Source organism: Pannonibacter phragmitetus DSM 14782 (genome assembly GCF_000382365.1).
In the GTDB taxonomy this organism is placed as follows: domain Bacteria; phylum Pseudomonadota; class Alphaproteobacteria; order Rhizobiales; family Stappiaceae; genus Pannonibacter; species Pannonibacter phragmitetus.
Genome location: NZ_KB908216.1, coordinates 82,916 through 98,623 on the forward strand (window position 1 = coordinate 82,916; position 15,708 = coordinate 98,623).

20 protein-coding genes are annotated in these 15,708 nt (G+C 61.5%); 8 read left to right on the forward strand and 12 right to left on the reverse strand.

All coding sequences use genetic code 11. The annotated features are described in order from the left end of the window. Nucleotides 1–27 precede the first annotated feature (27 nt). Nucleotides 28–1,350, forward strand: a complete 1,323-nt coding sequence (locus H163_RS0105260; protein WP_019963507.1) for a serine hydroxymethyltransferase — start codon at nucleotides 28–30, stop codon at nucleotides 1,348–1,350. Nucleotides 1,351–1,366: 16 nt separating this feature from the next. Here the strand turns inward: H163_RS0105260 and H163_RS0105265 are convergent, their stop codons facing one another. The 6 genes from H163_RS0105265 to H163_RS0105290 all read right to left on the reverse strand — a co-directional run bounded on the left by H163_RS0105265 (nucleotide 1,367) and on the right by H163_RS0105290 (nucleotide 7,082). After that, entirely contained in the window at nucleotides 1,367–2,086 is a 720-nt protein-coding gene (locus H163_RS0105265) for a glutamine amidotransferase (RefSeq protein ID WP_019963508.1), read from the reverse strand. Between the two features lie 181 nt (nucleotides 2,087–2,267). Further along, complete coding sequence (locus tag H163_RS0105270; protein WP_019963509.1) at nucleotides 2,268–3,011, reverse strand: response regulator transcription factor; 744 nt, start codon at nucleotides 3,009–3,011, stop codon at nucleotides 2,268–2,270. Nucleotides 3,012–3,323: 312 nt separating this feature from the next. Continuing rightward, entirely contained in the window at nucleotides 3,324–4,646 is a 1,323-nt protein-coding gene (gene fliI / locus H163_RS0105275) for a flagellar protein export ATPase FliI (protein WP_019963510.1), read from the reverse strand. Next, entirely contained in the window at nucleotides 4,633–5,367 is a 735-nt protein-coding gene (locus H163_RS23615) for a hypothetical protein (RefSeq protein ID WP_019963511.1), read from the reverse strand. Before H163_RS23615 ends, fliI begins: the two co-directional genes overlap by 14 nt. Continuing rightward, a complete protein-coding gene (flgF, locus tag H163_RS0105285) occupies nucleotides 5,364–6,089 on the reverse strand; it encodes a flagellar basal-body rod protein FlgF (RefSeq protein WP_019963512.1) in 726 nt (241 codons plus the stop codon). The genes H163_RS23615 and flgF overlap by 4 nt, the downstream gene beginning before the upstream one ends. 3 nt (nucleotides 6,090–6,092) lie before the next feature. Beyond that, entirely contained in the window at nucleotides 6,093–7,082 is a 990-nt protein-coding gene (locus H163_RS0105290) for a DUF1217 domain-containing protein (RefSeq protein ID WP_244296032.1), read from the reverse strand. Between the two features lie 79 nt (nucleotides 7,083–7,161). Between H163_RS0105290 and motA the strand changes: the two genes are divergently transcribed. The 7 genes from motA to H163_RS0105325 all read left to right on the forward strand — a co-directional run bounded on the left by motA (nucleotide 7,162) and on the right by H163_RS0105325 (nucleotide 12,680). Then, on the forward strand, nucleotides 7,162–8,055 hold the full coding sequence (gene motA / locus H163_RS0105295) for a flagellar motor stator protein MotA (protein WP_019963514.1): 894 nt from the start codon (nucleotides 7,162–7,164) through the stop codon (nucleotides 8,053–8,055). Nucleotides 8,056–8,058: 3 nt separating this feature from the next. After that, nucleotides 8,059–9,006, forward strand: a complete 948-nt coding sequence (locus H163_RS0105300; protein ID WP_019963515.1) for a flagellar motor switch protein FliM — start codon at nucleotides 8,059–8,061, stop codon at nucleotides 9,004–9,006. After that, complete coding sequence (locus H163_RS0105305; protein ID WP_019963516.1) at nucleotides 8,987–9,523, forward strand: hypothetical protein; 537 nt, start codon at nucleotides 8,987–8,989, stop codon at nucleotides 9,521–9,523. The genes H163_RS0105300 and H163_RS0105305 overlap by 20 nt, the downstream gene beginning before the upstream one ends. 110 nt (nucleotides 9,524–9,633) lie before the next feature. Beyond that, nucleotides 9,634–9,909: a flagellar motor switch protein FliN gene (gene fliN / locus H163_RS0105310; RefSeq protein WP_371328666.1), complete on the forward strand. Its 276-nt coding sequence runs from the start codon at nucleotides 9,634–9,636 to the stop codon at nucleotides 9,907–9,909. A 95-nt stretch (nucleotides 9,910–10,004) separates the two neighbouring features. After that, nucleotides 10,005–11,039, forward strand: a complete 1,035-nt coding sequence (locus tag H163_RS0105315) for a flagellar motor switch protein FliG (RefSeq protein WP_019963518.1) — start codon at nucleotides 10,005–10,007, stop codon at nucleotides 11,037–11,039. A gap of 85 nt (nucleotides 11,040–11,124) precedes the next feature. Then, nucleotides 11,125–12,201, forward strand: a complete 1,077-nt coding sequence (flhB, locus tag H163_RS0105320) for a flagellar biosynthesis protein FlhB (RefSeq protein WP_019963519.1) — start codon at nucleotides 11,125–11,127, stop codon at nucleotides 12,199–12,201. Further along, nucleotides 12,201–12,680: a hypothetical protein gene (locus H163_RS0105325; RefSeq protein ID WP_019963520.1), complete on the forward strand. Its 480-nt coding sequence runs from the start codon at nucleotides 12,201–12,203 to the stop codon at nucleotides 12,678–12,680. The genes flhB and H163_RS0105325 overlap by 1 nt, the downstream gene beginning before the upstream one ends. Before the next feature lie 25 nt (nucleotides 12,681–12,705). Here the strand turns inward: H163_RS0105325 and H163_RS23920 are convergent, their stop codons facing one another. From H163_RS23920 to fliR, 6 genes are all read right to left on the reverse strand, one after another. Continuing rightward, nucleotides 12,706–12,915, reverse strand: a complete 210-nt coding sequence (locus H163_RS23920; protein ID WP_425594371.1) for a YnfA family protein — start codon at nucleotides 12,913–12,915, stop codon at nucleotides 12,706–12,708. Nucleotides 12,916–13,100: 185 nt separating this feature from the next. Beyond that, nucleotides 13,101–13,559: a hypothetical protein gene (locus H163_RS0105335; RefSeq protein ID WP_019963522.1), complete on the reverse strand. Its 459-nt coding sequence runs from the start codon at nucleotides 13,557–13,559 to the stop codon at nucleotides 13,101–13,103. Then, nucleotides 13,556–13,969: a hypothetical protein gene (locus H163_RS22265; protein ID WP_147290382.1), complete on the reverse strand. Its 414-nt coding sequence runs from the start codon at nucleotides 13,967–13,969 to the stop codon at nucleotides 13,556–13,558. Before H163_RS22265 ends, H163_RS0105335 begins: the two co-directional genes overlap by 4 nt. Before the next feature lie 17 nt (nucleotides 13,970–13,986). Then, nucleotides 13,987–14,478 carry a rod-binding protein gene (locus H163_RS0105345; RefSeq protein ID WP_019963524.1) on the reverse strand — a complete coding sequence of 164 codons (492 nt, stop codon included), beginning with the start codon at nucleotides 14,476–14,478 and terminating at the stop codon, nucleotides 13,987–13,989. A 14-nt stretch (nucleotides 14,479–14,492) separates the two neighbouring features. Continuing rightward, entirely contained in the window at nucleotides 14,493–14,930 is a 438-nt protein-coding gene (locus H163_RS0105350) for a hypothetical protein (protein ID WP_019963525.1), read from the reverse strand. A 7-nt stretch (nucleotides 14,931–14,937) separates the two neighbouring features. Next, the gene (gene fliR / locus H163_RS0105355) at nucleotides 14,938–15,708 is read right to left on the reverse strand and encodes a flagellar biosynthesis protein FliR (RefSeq protein WP_019963526.1); all 771 of its coding nucleotides are present in this window, start codon (nucleotides 15,706–15,708) and stop codon (nucleotides 14,938–14,940) included.

The following is a 15,708-nucleotide window of genomic DNA, read 5'->3' on the forward strand; positions in this document are numbered from 1 at the left end:
ACCGAAGTCCCTTCACAGGATATCAGCATGACCAGCCTTGTCCGCCGCCCCTGGGTTCCCGCGCCTTGCGAAACCCGCGTCCTGGAAATCGCAGCCGCCACGGCCGGGGAAACTTCCGCCGGAACGGCAGAACGGATCGAGGCCTTGATCCGCCGCAACCTCGCCATCCACGACGAGGAATGCTTCAATCTCAACCCGGCCACCAACGTGATGAACCCGCGTGCGGAAGCCGCCCAGGCCCGCGGCCTCGGCGGACGGCCCTCCCTTGGTTACCCCGGTGACAAATATGAAATGGGGCTTGAGGCCATTGAGGAGATCGAGGTTATTGCAGCCGAACTCTCCGCTGAAATCTTCAAGGCCTCCCATGCGGAGATCCGCGCCGCTTCCGGCGCCATGGCAAACCTTTATGGCTTCATGGCGCTGACGAAGCCGGGTGATGTGATCATTGCTCCACCCGGCTCCATCGGCGGCCATGTCACGCACCACGCGGCAGGCTGCGCCGGGCTCTATGGTCTTGTGACCCATGCCGCGCCCGTGCTGGCCGATGGCTACACGGTGGATCTGGAAGGCCTGCGCAAACTCGCTTTGGAGGTGCGCCCGAAACTGATCACCATCGGCGGCAGCCTCAACCTCTTTCCCCATCCGGTGCGGGAAATCCGGGCGATTGCCGACGAGGTGGAGGCGCATGTGCTTTTTGATGCCGCGCATCAATGCGGCATGATTGCCGGCGGCGTCTGGGCCAATCCGCTGGACGAAGGCGCGCATCTCATGACCATGAGCACCTACAAGAGCCTCGGGGGCCCGGCCGGCGGCCTGATCGTGACCCGCGACGCGCAGATTGCCGAGCGGCTGGACCACATCGCCTTCCCCGGCATGACCGCCAATTTCGATGCCGGAAAATCCGCCGCGCTGGCGCTGACCATGCTGGACTGGCGCGACTTCGGCCCCGCCTACACCCGCGCCATGGCGGAGCTTTCACTTGCCTTGGCCACAGCCTTGAAGGCAGAAGGACTGCCCGTGTTCGAAACTTCGCGCGGCATGACGCAGAGCCATCAGTTCGCGCTGGAGGCAGCCAGCTTCGGCGGCGGACAGGCCGCGTCCAAGACACTGCGCAAGGCAGGCTTCCTTGCCAGCGGCATCGGGCTTCCGGTTGCCCCGGTCGAGGGGGACATGAACGGCCTGCGCTTCGGCACGCCGGAACTGGTGCGCCGGGGCGTGACGCCAGCCACCGCTCCGGACCTCGCAAGACTGATCGCTGCCGCGCTGACCGGTGGCAAACCGGAAACGCTGGCAGCGGAAACAGCTGCCCTGCGGCGGCAGTTCACCGGCGTGCATTACGTGCACGCCTGAAGCGTCCGGCAGTCCGTCAATCTCTCCCGGCAGCGGCGGCGCAGAACTGGCGCAGCATCTGCCGGGACACCGGCGTCTCCGACACGGCCGCGATCAGCCCCTCGACATCGGCTCCCTTCGCCTCGAAGGACGAACGGCGGCGCTTGATGCAGCTGCGCATCAGATCCGGAAAGAACTCCGGATGAAACTGCACGGACAGGGCATTGCGGCCATAGCGCAGGATCTGATGCGGATCATGGGCTGAACGTGCAAGAACTTCAGCACCGGCCGGCAGCTCGATGACACTCTGCTCATGGGTGAGAAACACGTCGAATTGCTGCGGAACACCGGCAAGGGCGGCATCGGCAAGCCCTGCCGCCGAGAGCGTCACCGGCAGTTGCCCCACCTCCGGCCCGCCGGGATGATAATCCACCCGGCCGCCCAGCGCATGGGCCATGAGCTGATGTCCGTAGCAGACGCCGAAGAGCGGCAGGTCTTGCGCCATGGCCCGCCGGATCCAATCCGCCGTGCGCTCGCTCCAGTCCTCGCGGTCCGTCACCATGGACCATGAGCCGGTGATGGCGGCGCCCCGCACCTCAGCAGGTTCCGGCAGCGCTTCACCCAGATGCGGCTGCACCACGGACACATCCAGCCCCAGCCCTTCCAGCGCAGAGCGGAACCAGTCGCCCTGCTCGCCCCATTGCGAGCGCAGGTCCGCGGGCGGTGTGCCGGTCTGAATGATCAGGATGGAAGACATGCGTGATCGAACCCCTGTTTGTGGCTGAGAGAAAATAGAAGGGCTCTGTGGAAATCACCAGCGGTCTGGGGACAACCCGCCGGGGTTTGCGAAACTGATCAGGCTCGCACAAGCTGTCGGCTGCAGATTGCCGTTAACAACCTGCAGCCATAAGGCGTGTAGAGGAAAAAAGGGAGAGAAATCAGACGCGTTCCATCGGAGCAGTGGCACTGCGGCGGACATCCTGGGCGGAACGGGTTGCGGTTTCCTGCGGCTGAGCCTTGAGCATGTAGCCGATGTAGCGCTTGGATTCGACCGGATCATACCCGAGGCGCGCCTTGAGCTTCTTGCGAAGCTTGGAGACGTGGCTTTCGACAACGCATTCGTCGACTTCCTCATTCATGAGACCGTAGACGGCGTTGTAGATCTGGGTCTTGGTGACACGGCGGCCATGGTTGCGCGCAAGATATTCCAGAATGCGGCGCTCACGGCGCGGCAGTTCGAACACCTCACCACCAACCAAGGCATCCCGGCCATCGAAGAAGACCTTGATGCGGCCAACTTCGAGATTGTCGGCTTCGGTCATGGTGCGGCGGCGGATGGCTCCGACACGGGCGAGTATCTCGCGCACATGGATCGGCTTGCGCAGCACGTCATCGACGCCACAGGCAAAGAGCTCAAGCGTCTGGTCGAGGCTCGGGCGCTCATCCAGCGCCAGGATCGGAGCCTGATCACAGTATGACCGGATCAGCCGCGGGAAATCGGGCCGCTCCTCACATTCGCCGAGAAGAAAGGCCTCAATCGAGGCCAGATCATCTTCTGATGCGGTTTTCACCCATTCCGGAAGCTCGGACGGGGTCAATGCCATACAGGCAAAACCTTCACGCTCGAAACCGGCGGCATAACCTGCCGTGACGATTTCACGCGAGTCGACAATAACAAACATGGTGTTTTCCCCAACACAGCCTTGCGATTAATTCGTATGGGGATAAGACGCCTACGTCAAACGTATCGTGCCATTGGCGACTCAGAAAGCCGTGTTTTTGGTGCATAATCCATAATATCGGAGTTGAATATTTTAGATAAATGCCAATTCACGGGGGAAGAATCGCAATCTCCGTAACATCCATCTCAATGAGATATTTTGATTCGCCTGCCCAGAGCGGGAGGATCTCATTCGATTTGTGAAGTTATAATGACGCCAACTGTCAAACGCAAGTGTTCTGCAGAACAGTTTCTTACGTAGCGGCAGTTCACCTCACGAGGACAACGACCTTGCCAGATCACCGAACGGATCTGGCGATGGCAGCCCGCGTGCATCCTGTCTCAGGAATTCATAAATCCGGGGCACAAGCTGGACGGCCTTGTCGAGCGCCGGGTCACTGCCCGCCTGGTATCCGCCCATCAATCGAAGGTCCCGGGTGTCCTCGAAGCGGGAAATCATGGCTTTCAGCCGCAGGATCAGCTCCCGTTCCTCCGGCGTCCAGGCATGCTGGGACAAGCGGGAGACGGATGACAGAATGTTGACCGCAGGATAGCGGCCGGCGTCGGCGATCGCACGGTCGAGAACGATATGCCCGTCCAGCACGCCGCGCATCGTGTCGGCCACCGGGTCATTATGATCGTCGCCATCCACCAGCACCGAAAAGACGCCGGTGATCGCCCCTTCCCCTTCGGCTCCGGGGCCGGCCCGCTCCAGCAGGCGGGTAAGGTCGGAAAACACGCTTGGCGTATAACCGCGGGCGACAGGCGGCTCGCCGGCGGCCATGGCGACATCGCGGGCCGCATGGGCAAAGCGTGTCGCGGAATCGATGATCAGCAGCACGGACTGGCCGAGGCCCCGGAAATATTCGGCCACACTCATCGCCGTGCGCGGGGCAAGACGCCGCATCATGGCGCTCTCGTCACCTGTTGCCACGACCACGACGGACCGCTCCAGCGCATCGCCCAGCACATCCTCGACGAACTCGCGCACCTCGCGCCCACGCTCGCCCACGAGGCCGACGACGACAGTGTCGAAATCGCCCGATCCCGCCAGCATGGCCAGCAATGTGGACTTGCCAACGCCAGACCCGGCGAAGACGCCGATACGCTGGCCAACGCAAAGCGGCGTGAACAGGTCAATGACCTTGACGCCCGTGCGCACCGGCTTGCGGGCACGGGCGCGCTCCAGCATCTGCGGCGGCTCGTTGTCGAGGGACATGGCCGCTGCACTGGTGCGCAAGGGCCCCTTGCCATCCGCCGCCTGCCCCAGCGCATTGACAACACGGCCCTTCCAGGCCTGATGCGGATGCACCGTCAGTGCGCCCTTGCGCCAGGCACGGGCGCCGATGCCGATATCAGCGAGATTGCCGTAGGGCTTCACATAGACATCATCCTCATCGAGACGGATGATCTCGCCGCGCCGCTCGCCGCCCTTGCCTTCGAGTGACACTAGATCACCGATGCAGACGGAGCGCGACAGACCGGTGACACGGATGACGCCAGGTGTCACCTGAATGACCCGGCCGCCGATGCGGACCGGATCAACTTCCTTGGAAGCTGCCGAGACGGCAAGTGCAAGCCGGTCAAGCGCGGGCATCGCGGGTCAGATCCTTGTGACGGTTGCGCAAGGTTTCCAGTACATCGAGCGGCAAACGGTTCGCCGGATGCTGGATAACCGCATCCAGTGCGGGCGGTTGATCCTGAGGCCGCGCCTCCGGCGTCCCGGAGCCGGAAGACGGCTTGGACAGGGGCATGGAAACGCTTGCCGGATCCGTCAGAAAGCGCGTGAGGTTCGCGGAAGCTGCAGCCGCCTCATCGCGCGAACGGGCCACACGCATGCCCAGCAGATCGTCCGTGCCGATGGCTTTCGAAGACGCGGAGGCATTGTCATTAGCCAGCTCAGGAGTCTGCGGCTTGACCGAAGAAATCACCGGCTCATCAGGAACCGGTACAACAGCCGCGTCTGCGTCCTGTGCTGCATCAGGCGCCTGCAGGGCGTTGCTCACGGCAGAGCCAGCCATGGCGTAGCCCAGCATTCCGGCCATGCCTAGCGGACCGCCGAGGGCCAGCCCATAAAGCGCATGCCCTGCGTGCCGGGCCCCGTCCGAGATCCCGTCTCCCGTCACATTCCGGTAAACCTCACCGATGACAGGCAGATGCTGGAGAGGATTGATGATATTGATGATATCGACGATATCACGAAACCCCAGGCCGCCGCCGGCTTCAGCGGTGGCGGCATCTGCGGTCTGACGGGGTGAATTGACGCTGCCAGCAGAGCCTTGCGGCTTGACCGGGGGCACAGCGCCCAGCGGCGTCACGAGGTTGCTCCCAGATCGCGCACAGCCTGCGACTGGGTGTCATTGCTGGTGTCGATCATCTTCGTCGCATTGTCGAAGGCGCGGGTCAGCATGATCAGCTTGGTCATTTCACGGATCGGATTGATGTTCGAGCTTTCCGTGTAGCCTTGCACGATACTTGCCGTATCAAAGGCCTGGACCGGCTCTGCGGGCTGGTCCGGGATGACACCCGAGTTTTCGAAGCGGCGGAGCTTTGCGTCATCGGGAATGCGGAACAGGCCGACAGCACCAGCAATATCCTGGCCCTGTGTCACCGTTCCATCCGGGCTGATGCGCGGCATGCCCTGATTGAGATCGAGCTGGATCGGCAGACCGCCGGCATCCAGCAGGTCGTGGCCATTCAGTGTGCGCAGAACGCCATCCACATCGATCTTCATGCGCCCGTCACGGGTGTAGGCAACCGTCTCTCCGGCGCGGATGGCAAACCAGCCATCGCCATCGACGGCCAGATCCAGAGGATTGTCGGTCTTGGTCACCCCGCCCGCCTGACGGGAGATATAGGTTTCACCAGCCGTGGCAAAGCTCACCGGATCAGCCCCTGCCTTGGACAGGACTTCGGCGAACTTCACCTCATCCGCCCGGTAGCCGGCCGTATTCATGTTGGCAAGGTTCCGGGCGACTGTCTCCAGCCTGTTGGAAAGAGCGACCTGGGCCGACAGGGCAACATAAAGTGCAGACTGCATGGATCAACGTCCTCCGAGCCTGAGCGACTGGATCTGGGAGAGCAGGCCCTCACTGATGGAGGCCGAAGCTCCGGGCCCGGCCATGATGAGGGTGGCAATGGAAGAGGTTGCAGGGGTGCCGTTCTGGAAGTCCCACATGGTGGCAAAGCGGCGCAGGAAAGTGTCGAGCTTTGCGGGATCCTTGAAGTCATCGAAGTTCAGGCGCTGCTTCAGAAAATCCGCCTGCTTGTCGATGTTTGCCATGGCAAAGTTTTCCGGCAGGCCGAGCGAGGTGTAGACCACCTTTGTAAGCGCCCGGTCCGAAAGAATGTCGAATGGCCCTTTGATGCTGCTGGACTTGCGGTTGAAATAGAGCGCAAGACGCACGGCCTCATTCTGGTTCCCGGAATTCACTTCAAGCGTCTGACGGACGTAGGCATCCACAACCGGCTGCTTCACCTCAGGACGAGTGGTTGTGAGTTCCTCGTAAACCTTGAAGTCAAACGCCGTCACAAACTGGGCATAGCGCTTGTCGGAAAGCTTGTTGGCAAATGACCGGCTGTCATCAACACCTTCCTTAAGTGCCTTCTTCATGAAGGCCTTGGCATAATCCATATCCTCAAGACCAAACGCCTTCATCGCATATTTAAAAATACGCGTATCCTTCAGAAGATCATCAATTGTTTTGATGTTCCCGATGTTCTTCAGATAATATTCTGTCTCACGCTTGACCTGAGGATCTTTGGCGGTGGTCTCGAGCGTACGGTTCAGATCCCTCGACACCATCTGATACTGGAACAATGTGGTTATCATCGGCGCAGCCCCTCCGGAGTACTTGTGCCCGGCCGCATCCTTCTGGTGCGCCTGGACAGCTCGGCAACAGGAATCGGCGCGCAGGGCGCACCTCTTGCGGAGAGTGTTGCCCTCAAGGCTTGCGCCGGGCTGACTGAGCGCGCCGCAACCTGGCCTTGCCGGGAGAGCCATGGTTAATCCCTGAGCGCCAAAACCCGGCAAAATTCAACAGCCTCGGGCAAGCCTCGTCTCCTAGCGTGAGGGCATCGACATCCCACACGCACCAAGCAGGAGCTGGCTCGTGACAATCATGCTGGGTCTCATCATCGCAATGGCTTCACTCCTTGGCGGCTTCTACGCCATGGGGGGAAAGGTGCTGGTTCTTTGGCAGCCCTTCGAAGTGCTGATCATCGTTGGCGTTGCAATCGGCACATTCTTCGTTGCCAACCCGATGAAGACGATCAAGGACACCATGCGCGCCGTGCAGGAAGCGGTGCTGAACTCGGTGCCGAAGAAGCGCGACTACCTCGATATTCTGGCTCTTCTCTATGCGTTGATGCGCGAGCTGCGCTCCAAGGGCCGCAACGAGGTGGAACCGCATATCGAAAACCCGCAGGAATCCGAGATTTTCCGCGCATTTCCGACCGTCTACCGCAACCGGAACCTCACGGCCTTCGTGTGTGACTACTTCCGACTGATCATTGTCGGCAACGCCCGCGCCCATGAGATTGAAGCGCTGATGGATGAGGAACTGCAGACGGTCCACCGCGACCAGATGAAACCCTATTACGCCCTGTCCGCCGTCGCCGAAGCCTTTCCCGCCATCGGTATCGTTGCTGCGGTGCTCGGTGTGATCAAGGCCATGGGTGCCATCGACCAGTCGCCGCAGATCCTGGGCGCGCTGATCGGCGCCGCACTCGTCGGCACCTTCCTCGGGATTTTCCTCTCCTATGCGCTGGTGGCGCCCGTTGCCCACAAGGTGAAGGGCGTGCGTGAAGCGCGGCTGCGCCCTTACGTGATCGTGAAGCAGTCTCTGCTGGCCTTCATGAATGGCGCACCTCCCCAGATCGCGCTTGAGCATGGCCGCAAGACCATCTCCGCCTCGGACCGCCCCACCATCGATGAAGTCGAGAACGAAACCATGAACTCCGGCGGCGTGGGCGAAAGCGCCGCTGAAATGAAGGGAGCGGCGTAAGTCATGCTGGATCACGCTGCCAACTCGTTCCATTCGGAACGCGCCCAGATTACGGACCGGCTGCTGGATGCCGCAGGCATCTCCGTTGACCGGCTGCCGATGCTGCCGGTGCTCTTCGACCGCATGGCCCGCGTCTTTGCCGATGCGATGCGCCAGAAGTCGGCTTCGCCCTCCTACATTTCCGTCTCCGATATCGGCAACGAGCGTATCGGCGACGTGCTGGATGTTTACGAATCCAACGCCCTGGTCGCCGTGCTCTATTCGCCGGAATGGGACACGCGCCTGCTGATCGGCTTTGACCGTGACTTCATCTTCACGATGATCGACGTGCTGTTCGGGGCTGACGGTACCGAGCCGCCGATCGACGAAGAGCGCTCCTTCTCTTCCATCGAAACACGTATCGCCCGCACGGTCTTTGAAGTGGCGGCCAATGCGCTTCAGGAATCGTTCAGCCCCATCGCCGAGACAACGCTGAAGATCGAGCGTGTCGAAAGCCGCATGGACTTTGCCATCATCGGCCGCCGCAACAACCCGGCTGTCGTCGCACGCCTTCTGCTGCAGGCCATCGGCCGCGGCGGCGAGATCTTCGTGGTCATGCCTCACTCCACCCTCAACCCGCTGCGCCAGCGCCTTTCGCAGGTGCTGTCAGGCGAAATGGCGGGGCGTGACAAGCAGTGGACCCAGCATTTCCAGGCCGAGATCCAACGCACGGAAGTGAAGCTGCAGGCGGTGCTGGAGGAGCGGGAGCTGACGCTGGGCGAAATCGCCAACATGAAGATTGGCCAGATCATCGAGCTGCAGGCCACCCCCCGCAGCCCGGTGAAGCTGGAGTGCAACCAGCAGCCCATCTTCAACTGCCGTCTTGGCCAGCTGGATGGCTCCTACACCCTTCAGGTCGAGGACCTGATCCATCTGGAAAAGGACATCGTTGATGATCTCCTATCTCGTTGATGCAGTTCTGCTGATCGCGCTGGCGATCACGAGCTTCAAGATGGTGACCATGTACCGGGAACTGCGCCGGCTGGGATCCTACCATGAGGACTACCAGCGGATCTTTGACCAGACAGCGCTTGCCCTCGATGGCATCGAGGTGTCGGTGAAGGAGCTCAATGTCCGGGGGGCTCAGGTGCTCAACGCGCTTGGTGCCAGAATGGACGATGCTCGGGAATTGATCGCCGAGATTGACGCCCTCACCCGGGAGGCCAAGCGCCAGCAGGCGGTGCTCAAGTCCGAACTGAAGCAGCTGTCGACCGAAGTCGCAATGCGCGCCAAGGCCGGCCATATCGAGCCGCCCGCCAGCGACATGGGTTCAACGGTTGCCGAGACGGTTCTGCGCAACACCGCATCGCCGGTGAGCGAGCCCCAAGAGCCCGCCGCACCAACGGAAATGAAGGTGCACCGCCTCGATGACCTGGCCACCGGCCCGTTCCGATCCGTTTCCATCCACCGCAAGGATGATCTGACATGAGCAGCAATGATATGAACGAGACCCCTTCCGCCAAGGCCGCAGGTGCGGCTGAATTCGCCAAGGTTGAAACCGGCGGATCCAAGAGCGCAAAGCTGACCAGCTCCGACCTGATGGGCGACGAGCGCAACCTCGACACGATCCTCGGCATTCCGGTCAATATTCAGGTCGTGCTGGGCTCGGCCACGATGCTGGTCGCCAATCTGCTGAAGCTTGGCCGCGGTGCCGTCATTCCGCTCAACCACCGTGTCGGTGAGCCGGTCGATATCGTGGTCAACGGCCGCGTGGTTGCCCGTGGCGAAGTGGTCGTCGTGGAAGACGACAACTCCCGCTTCGGCGTGTCGCTGACCGAAATCATCAGCGCCCAGAACAGCCTGCTCGACGCCTGACACCAGCCCGTGCGGCGCATGAGCAATTTCAAGGCATGGCGCGCAAGCGTCTCAGATGCCTTGGCATGACTTAAGCTGCAGGAGAGACCGCAAAAATGAATGCGAGCACATCTGCCGAAACGCTTTTGCCAACGCGCACCCTGAAGGGAACGCAGAAGGTCGCGGCGCTTCTTCTGGCGCTTGGCAAGCCCAGTTCACGCCGCCTGCTGCAGCATTTCGATCAGGAAGAGATCCGCATGATCACCGTTGCCGCTGCACAGCTCGGCACGGTGGCGGCGGAGGAACTCGATCAGCTCGCCGAAGACTTCATCACGCAGTTCTCCAACGGCACCACCCTGTATGGCACGCCCAATGAAGTGGAGAAGATGCTGGAAGGTGTGCTTCCCGAGGAGCAGCTCTCCGACATCATGTCCGATGTTCTGGGCAATTCGAACCGTTCGATCTGGGACCGGATCGCGACCGTGTCCGAGACCGTTCTCGCCAACTATCTGATGAAGGAGCATCCGCAGACGGCGGCGCTGATCCTGTCGAAGATCAGGCCGGCTGCCGCAGCAAAGGTGCTCAGCCAGCTGCCGCCGGATCTGCGCAACCAGCTCATGCGCAGGATGCTGTCGATCAAGGCCATCGTCCAGGAGATCATGCGCGACGTGGAAAAGACGCTGCATGAAGACTTCATGCTCAATCTTTCGGGCACGATGGAAGCCGATTCCTATGCGCGCATGGCGGACATCCTGAACAAGATGGACCGCGACCACATGGAAGATGCCTTGTCGAGCCTGACGGATGCGCGGCCGAAGTCGGCGGAACTGCTGAAGGGTCTGCTCTTCACCTTCGACGACATCATCAACCTGAATGCCCGCACGCGCATGGCCATCTTCGACCAGATCCCGACGGACCGGATTGTGCTGGCGCTGAAGGGAACCGACCGCGCCTTCCGCGAGGTCATTCTGTCGTCGATGACGTCGCGCACGCGCAAGATCGTCGAACACGAGCTGGCCGGCGGCGAACCGGCGGGACAGCGCGAAGTGCTTCAGGCGCGTTCCTCCATCACGGATCTTGCCCTCGAGATGGCAGGCCGCGGAGAGATCGACCTCAATCCGAAGCAGGAAGACAGCGCCGTCTTCCGGTAAGCCCGGCGCATACTCCCCGGCAGAAGCCGGGGCAATGGCCCTGCCCTGCGGCAGGCACAAGACTGGCAAACCGGTGGACGCGTAAATGTCAGATCAGGACGACAAGGACTCAAAAACTGAGGAACCGACAGAGAAGAAAATCAGGGATGCGATCGACAAGGGAAACATACCTGTTTCCAAGGAGGCCTCGATCCTCTCCGCCTTTCTGGCTGTTTTGCTGATTGGAAGTTTCGTCATTTCGCCGGGTGTCCAGCGCCTCAGCGCCGGGCTCTCGGGTTTCATCGACAATGCGGGGGGATACAGCATTGGAAATGGATCGGATGCAATTCAGCTCACCCACGCTCTCAGCCTCGATCTGGGGTTGTTCCTCGCGCCCATCGTGGCGATGCTCATGGTCGCCGGCCTTGCGGCATCGTTCTTCCAGAATGCCCCGAAAGTGGTTCTCACCCGTATCAAGCCGGAGCTGTCGCGCCTTTCGCTCACGAAGGGCTGGAGCCGCCTTTTCGGCATGCAGGGGCTCGTCGAATTCGGCAAGTCCGTTTTCAAGTTCACAGCCATCAGCCTGGTCGCGTTCCTGCTGCTGCGCTCGAACGCCAATGCGCTGGTGAATGCCATGTTCACCGACCCATCCGCCCTGCCGGAAACCGTTCTCCATCTATCGATGAAGCTGCTTTCGGGCATCTGTATCGCCACCATTCTCCTTGTCGCCCTCGATCTTCTGTGGGCCCGCATGCACTGGCGGCAGAACCTGCGCATGAGCAAGCAGGAGCTGAAGGACGAATTCAAGCAGGCCGAAGGCGACCCGCTGGTGAAGGCCCGCCAGCGCTCGCTTGCCCGTGACAGGGCACGCAACCGGATGATGGCGGCCGTGCCGAAGGCAACGCTCGTGATCGCCAATCCGACCCATTTTGCCGTGGCCCTGCGCTATGAGCGCGACGAAACGGCTGCCCCGATTGTCGTTGCCAAGGGGCAAGACCTGATCGCGCTCAAGATCCGGCAGATTGCGGAAGAGAACAACATTCCCGTCGTAGAGAACCGGGAACTGGCCCGTTCACTTTATGCGAGTACCGAATTGGAAAGAATGATTCCGCCGCAATTCTATAGAATGGTTGCGGAAATCATCTGTTACGTGTATTCGCGCAAGACAGTGAAGGTCGTGTGATGCACGAGAGTTTTGAGGGCTTCAACATGAGCATGGGATCCTTCAGCCAGATGCCACGGATTCCGGGCTCGGTGCGCTTGCGGGAAGAAGCTCTTGCACAGGCCGTTTCTGACGTTGCCGAAGAGCTGCGTCTGATCGACGTGACCGACTTCATCGCCTTTGTGCGCACGGAGAAGCACGCCAATATCTCTGACCTTGTGAAGTCTTCGACCGAACTCTTCTTCAAGAACGAAACGCTGCGCTATGGCCTCGGCGCTCATGTCGAAGCCGATTGGGACACGACGCCCGATGTCCGGCTGGACCTTGAATTCCGCAACAACGGCGTCTGGATCTATTTCAGCCTGACGCTGAACGCGCGCGGATCGAGCGTCGAGATCCACCACATCGAGTTTGCCGACCCGTCGGAAGATCCGGAAGAAAACACCCGGCGCCTTATCGAGGCGCTCGCGGATGCACGCCTGAAGCCGCTGCCTCAATAGGGCCAGGGCTCCCAGCGCGGAAGAATTACCCCTTGAGCTTTCTCAGGCGCCCCTCGGACCTGCCATGATCAGTGCGCTGCCGGGCAAAATGACAATTGCGCCGACAATATCCCACCACCCGCGCCAGCAGGAAAGCGAAGATGGCAAGCGCAAGCGCACCCGGCAGCAGCAACAGGGCGGGCTTGTCCAGCCGCCACCAGGCCCAGACGGCAAAGCACCCGGCGATTTCGGCCAGGGCGGCGCCTGAGAAACTTCAAGGCGTAGCGGGCCGGCATCTCAAAGTCTGGGTATCAGCGGAGCGGGCATTGCCTGCAGACTTGGCTGCGCTCTTCCACGGCCCGCGAATGCGGGCAGGCCGGCGGCAGTATGGCCCGGCGGCCTTGCCGGTAACCCGGAGCCTGAACAGCTCCGGCCTCTGCCTCAATGCGACAGGACGTCGGACTTCGTGAAGTAATTGAACTCTTCCACCAGAATTTCCTGCACGAGCTTGTTGCCAAGCCGCGTGTTCACCGCATCCCGGACCTTCGTCTTGAGACCCTCGATATCATAGCGTTCGAGCCTGCGGAAATTCAGGGTCTCGTCGGAGTAGAGAAGACGGAAGGCCTCATCGATGATGAAGGGCTGCGGCTTCACCGGGCTCTTGCGCAGGGCGTCGCCATCCGCCGTGAAGACGAGTTGCACCACCACATATCCCTGCAGGGCGCCATTCTCGATGATCGGCACGTTGATAGCCCGAAGCTGCTCGTAATCGATGCCGACCATGACGCGCTCGTCCCCGTCTGCCACGTTGCCGTCCTGCGTCATCCAGTAGACAGCGGCATAGGAGGCGCCAAGCGTCGTCAGGCAAACCCACAGGCCGGCAAAGAGGAGCCGCATCATGGGCGGACCCTCACGTGATCCAGGGAGTAGGTGCCGTCAGAATCGGCTTCGAGCATCGCCTGGGAAATCATTCCGGCAATCTCGCGAACCGCGTCCAGATGCAGCGAAAGCACCTGCATGTTGGCTTCCAGTGCGGCACGCAGGCGCCTCAGTTCCGTCGCGACAGCCACGTCACGCTCGCCATCACCGCCGGGCGCAAGCAGTGTCCGGCTGGCGCGGGCAAGCTCCAGCAGGGCCTGGCTCTTGCGGAACTCAAAGGCACGGAGATCGGCAGTGCCCTGCTCCCGCAGAGCTTCTGTCTCCGCCTCAACCACCGTATGCGCCTTGATGATGGCCATGATCAATGTGTCATTCACATAGGCAGCCAGGGCAGCAGGCGGCGCAATCTCTGCATTTTCTTCATCAGACATGTCAGGCTGCAGCTCCATCAGGCGGTTTCCCGCTGGCCGAGGGTCTTGGCGATAAGCTCGGCGATACCGATGCCGCCACGTGCGGCCATCTGATTGCCGATCTGCTCAGCCAGCATGGATTTCCAGATGCCTCCGGCCGTGCCGGAGCCAAATACACTTTCCGCATCTTCCGGCAGAATTCCTTCCACCATCTGCTGCATCATCAGCGCCTCAAACTTCTGGGCGGGTGACAGCGTCCGCGCGTTGAGGGCCGTATCGTTCAGCATCGCCACGCGCGCCGAACCGGTGGAGCCGATGGCAGGCGCAAAGCCGTCGTCAGGCCACTGCGAATGATCCTGCCCGCTCCCGCCCGAAAGGCCGGCAGCCGCCATGGCATCCTCAAACAGGCCGCTGTCACCAGACGCGGCATAGCCAAGGCTCTCGAGCTTGGCAGCCGCCGCCCGGATCTGCTGCGGATCCGCGGCGCGGGCGACATCGAGGACGATGTCGGAAATGGGAGAAATCGCCATGGCAAAGGTCCTCGTTACGCCTTCATTGCCTTTGAGACTAGGTCGTCCAGCTTGCGGGAGGCTTGCGTTGCCCCGCCCACATGACGCTCCAGAATCTCGGCAAGGCTCAGGTGCTCGTCCGCCTGGCGCTCAAGCTTGGCCACCGTTTCAAGGCGCCGCTCCGTGACCTTCAGCATCCGGCCCTGGCGGGCCATTTCCGTTTCCACCTTCTCCCTGGCAGCGGAGAGCTGGGCCTGCTCCTCGGCGATGGTCTTCAGGCGCTGCGAGGCATTGCGGATGAAACGGTCATGCAGGGCAAGATCGCCCTCGGACAGGGCGCGCAGCACGCGGTCCTGCTTTTCGGAAAGCTGCTCGTCCTGACGGTCGAGATTGACCAGCATCCAGGCTGATAACTGATGGATCTGGCGCTGCAGCTTGAGAATGCGCCCGATTTCCTTGCTGTTCTTCGACATTGTTGCCTCAACCGAATCTGAGCCAGGTGGCATAGCCGTCCAGAAAGATCGTGATCGCTTCACCCAGGACGACGTAGAGAAAGTACATGCCGCCCGCGATCAGAAACGGGGTGGCAATGAAATAGACCGGGATCTGCGGCGTCAGCTTGTTCAGGAGCCCGAGGGCGAAATTGATGACGACGGCGTAGATCACGAAAGGGCTGCCGATGCGCAGGGCAAGCCAGAATGCCTCGGACAGCCGGTCCGTCAGCTGTGCCAGCCCGGCCGCGGGGTCGATGGGGGCTCCCGGCGGCAGGGCGTTGTAGCTTTGCGCCAGCGCCCGGAAGAGCTCCCAGTGCTGGTTGGTGATGAAGATCATCGCTGTAGCCGTCAGCGTCATCAGGCTGGCCATCGGTGGCAGACCCTCGTTGCCTTCGATGGCCATCCCCGGCATGTTCGACATGCCGATGGACATGGCAATGAAGGTGCCGATCATCTCCAGCCCGGCAATGAAGCAGCGTCCCATGATGCCGATCAGCAGACCTGTGAACAGTTCGCTCAGGATGAAGCGCCCCACCGTCTCAAGATCTGAGGCCGGCATCGCCGCCTGAATCACAGGCGCCAGCATCGGCGCAAGCGCCAGCGAAGCCGAGACCGCCACAAAGAGCCGCACCTTCACCGGCACGCGGTCGCTGCCGAAGCCCGGCACCACCATCAGGCAGGCGCCAATCCGGCAGAACAGCATGAAGGTGGCCAGCAGCGCTTCGACGCCGAACTGGGAAAGGACCGCCCCCGCCAT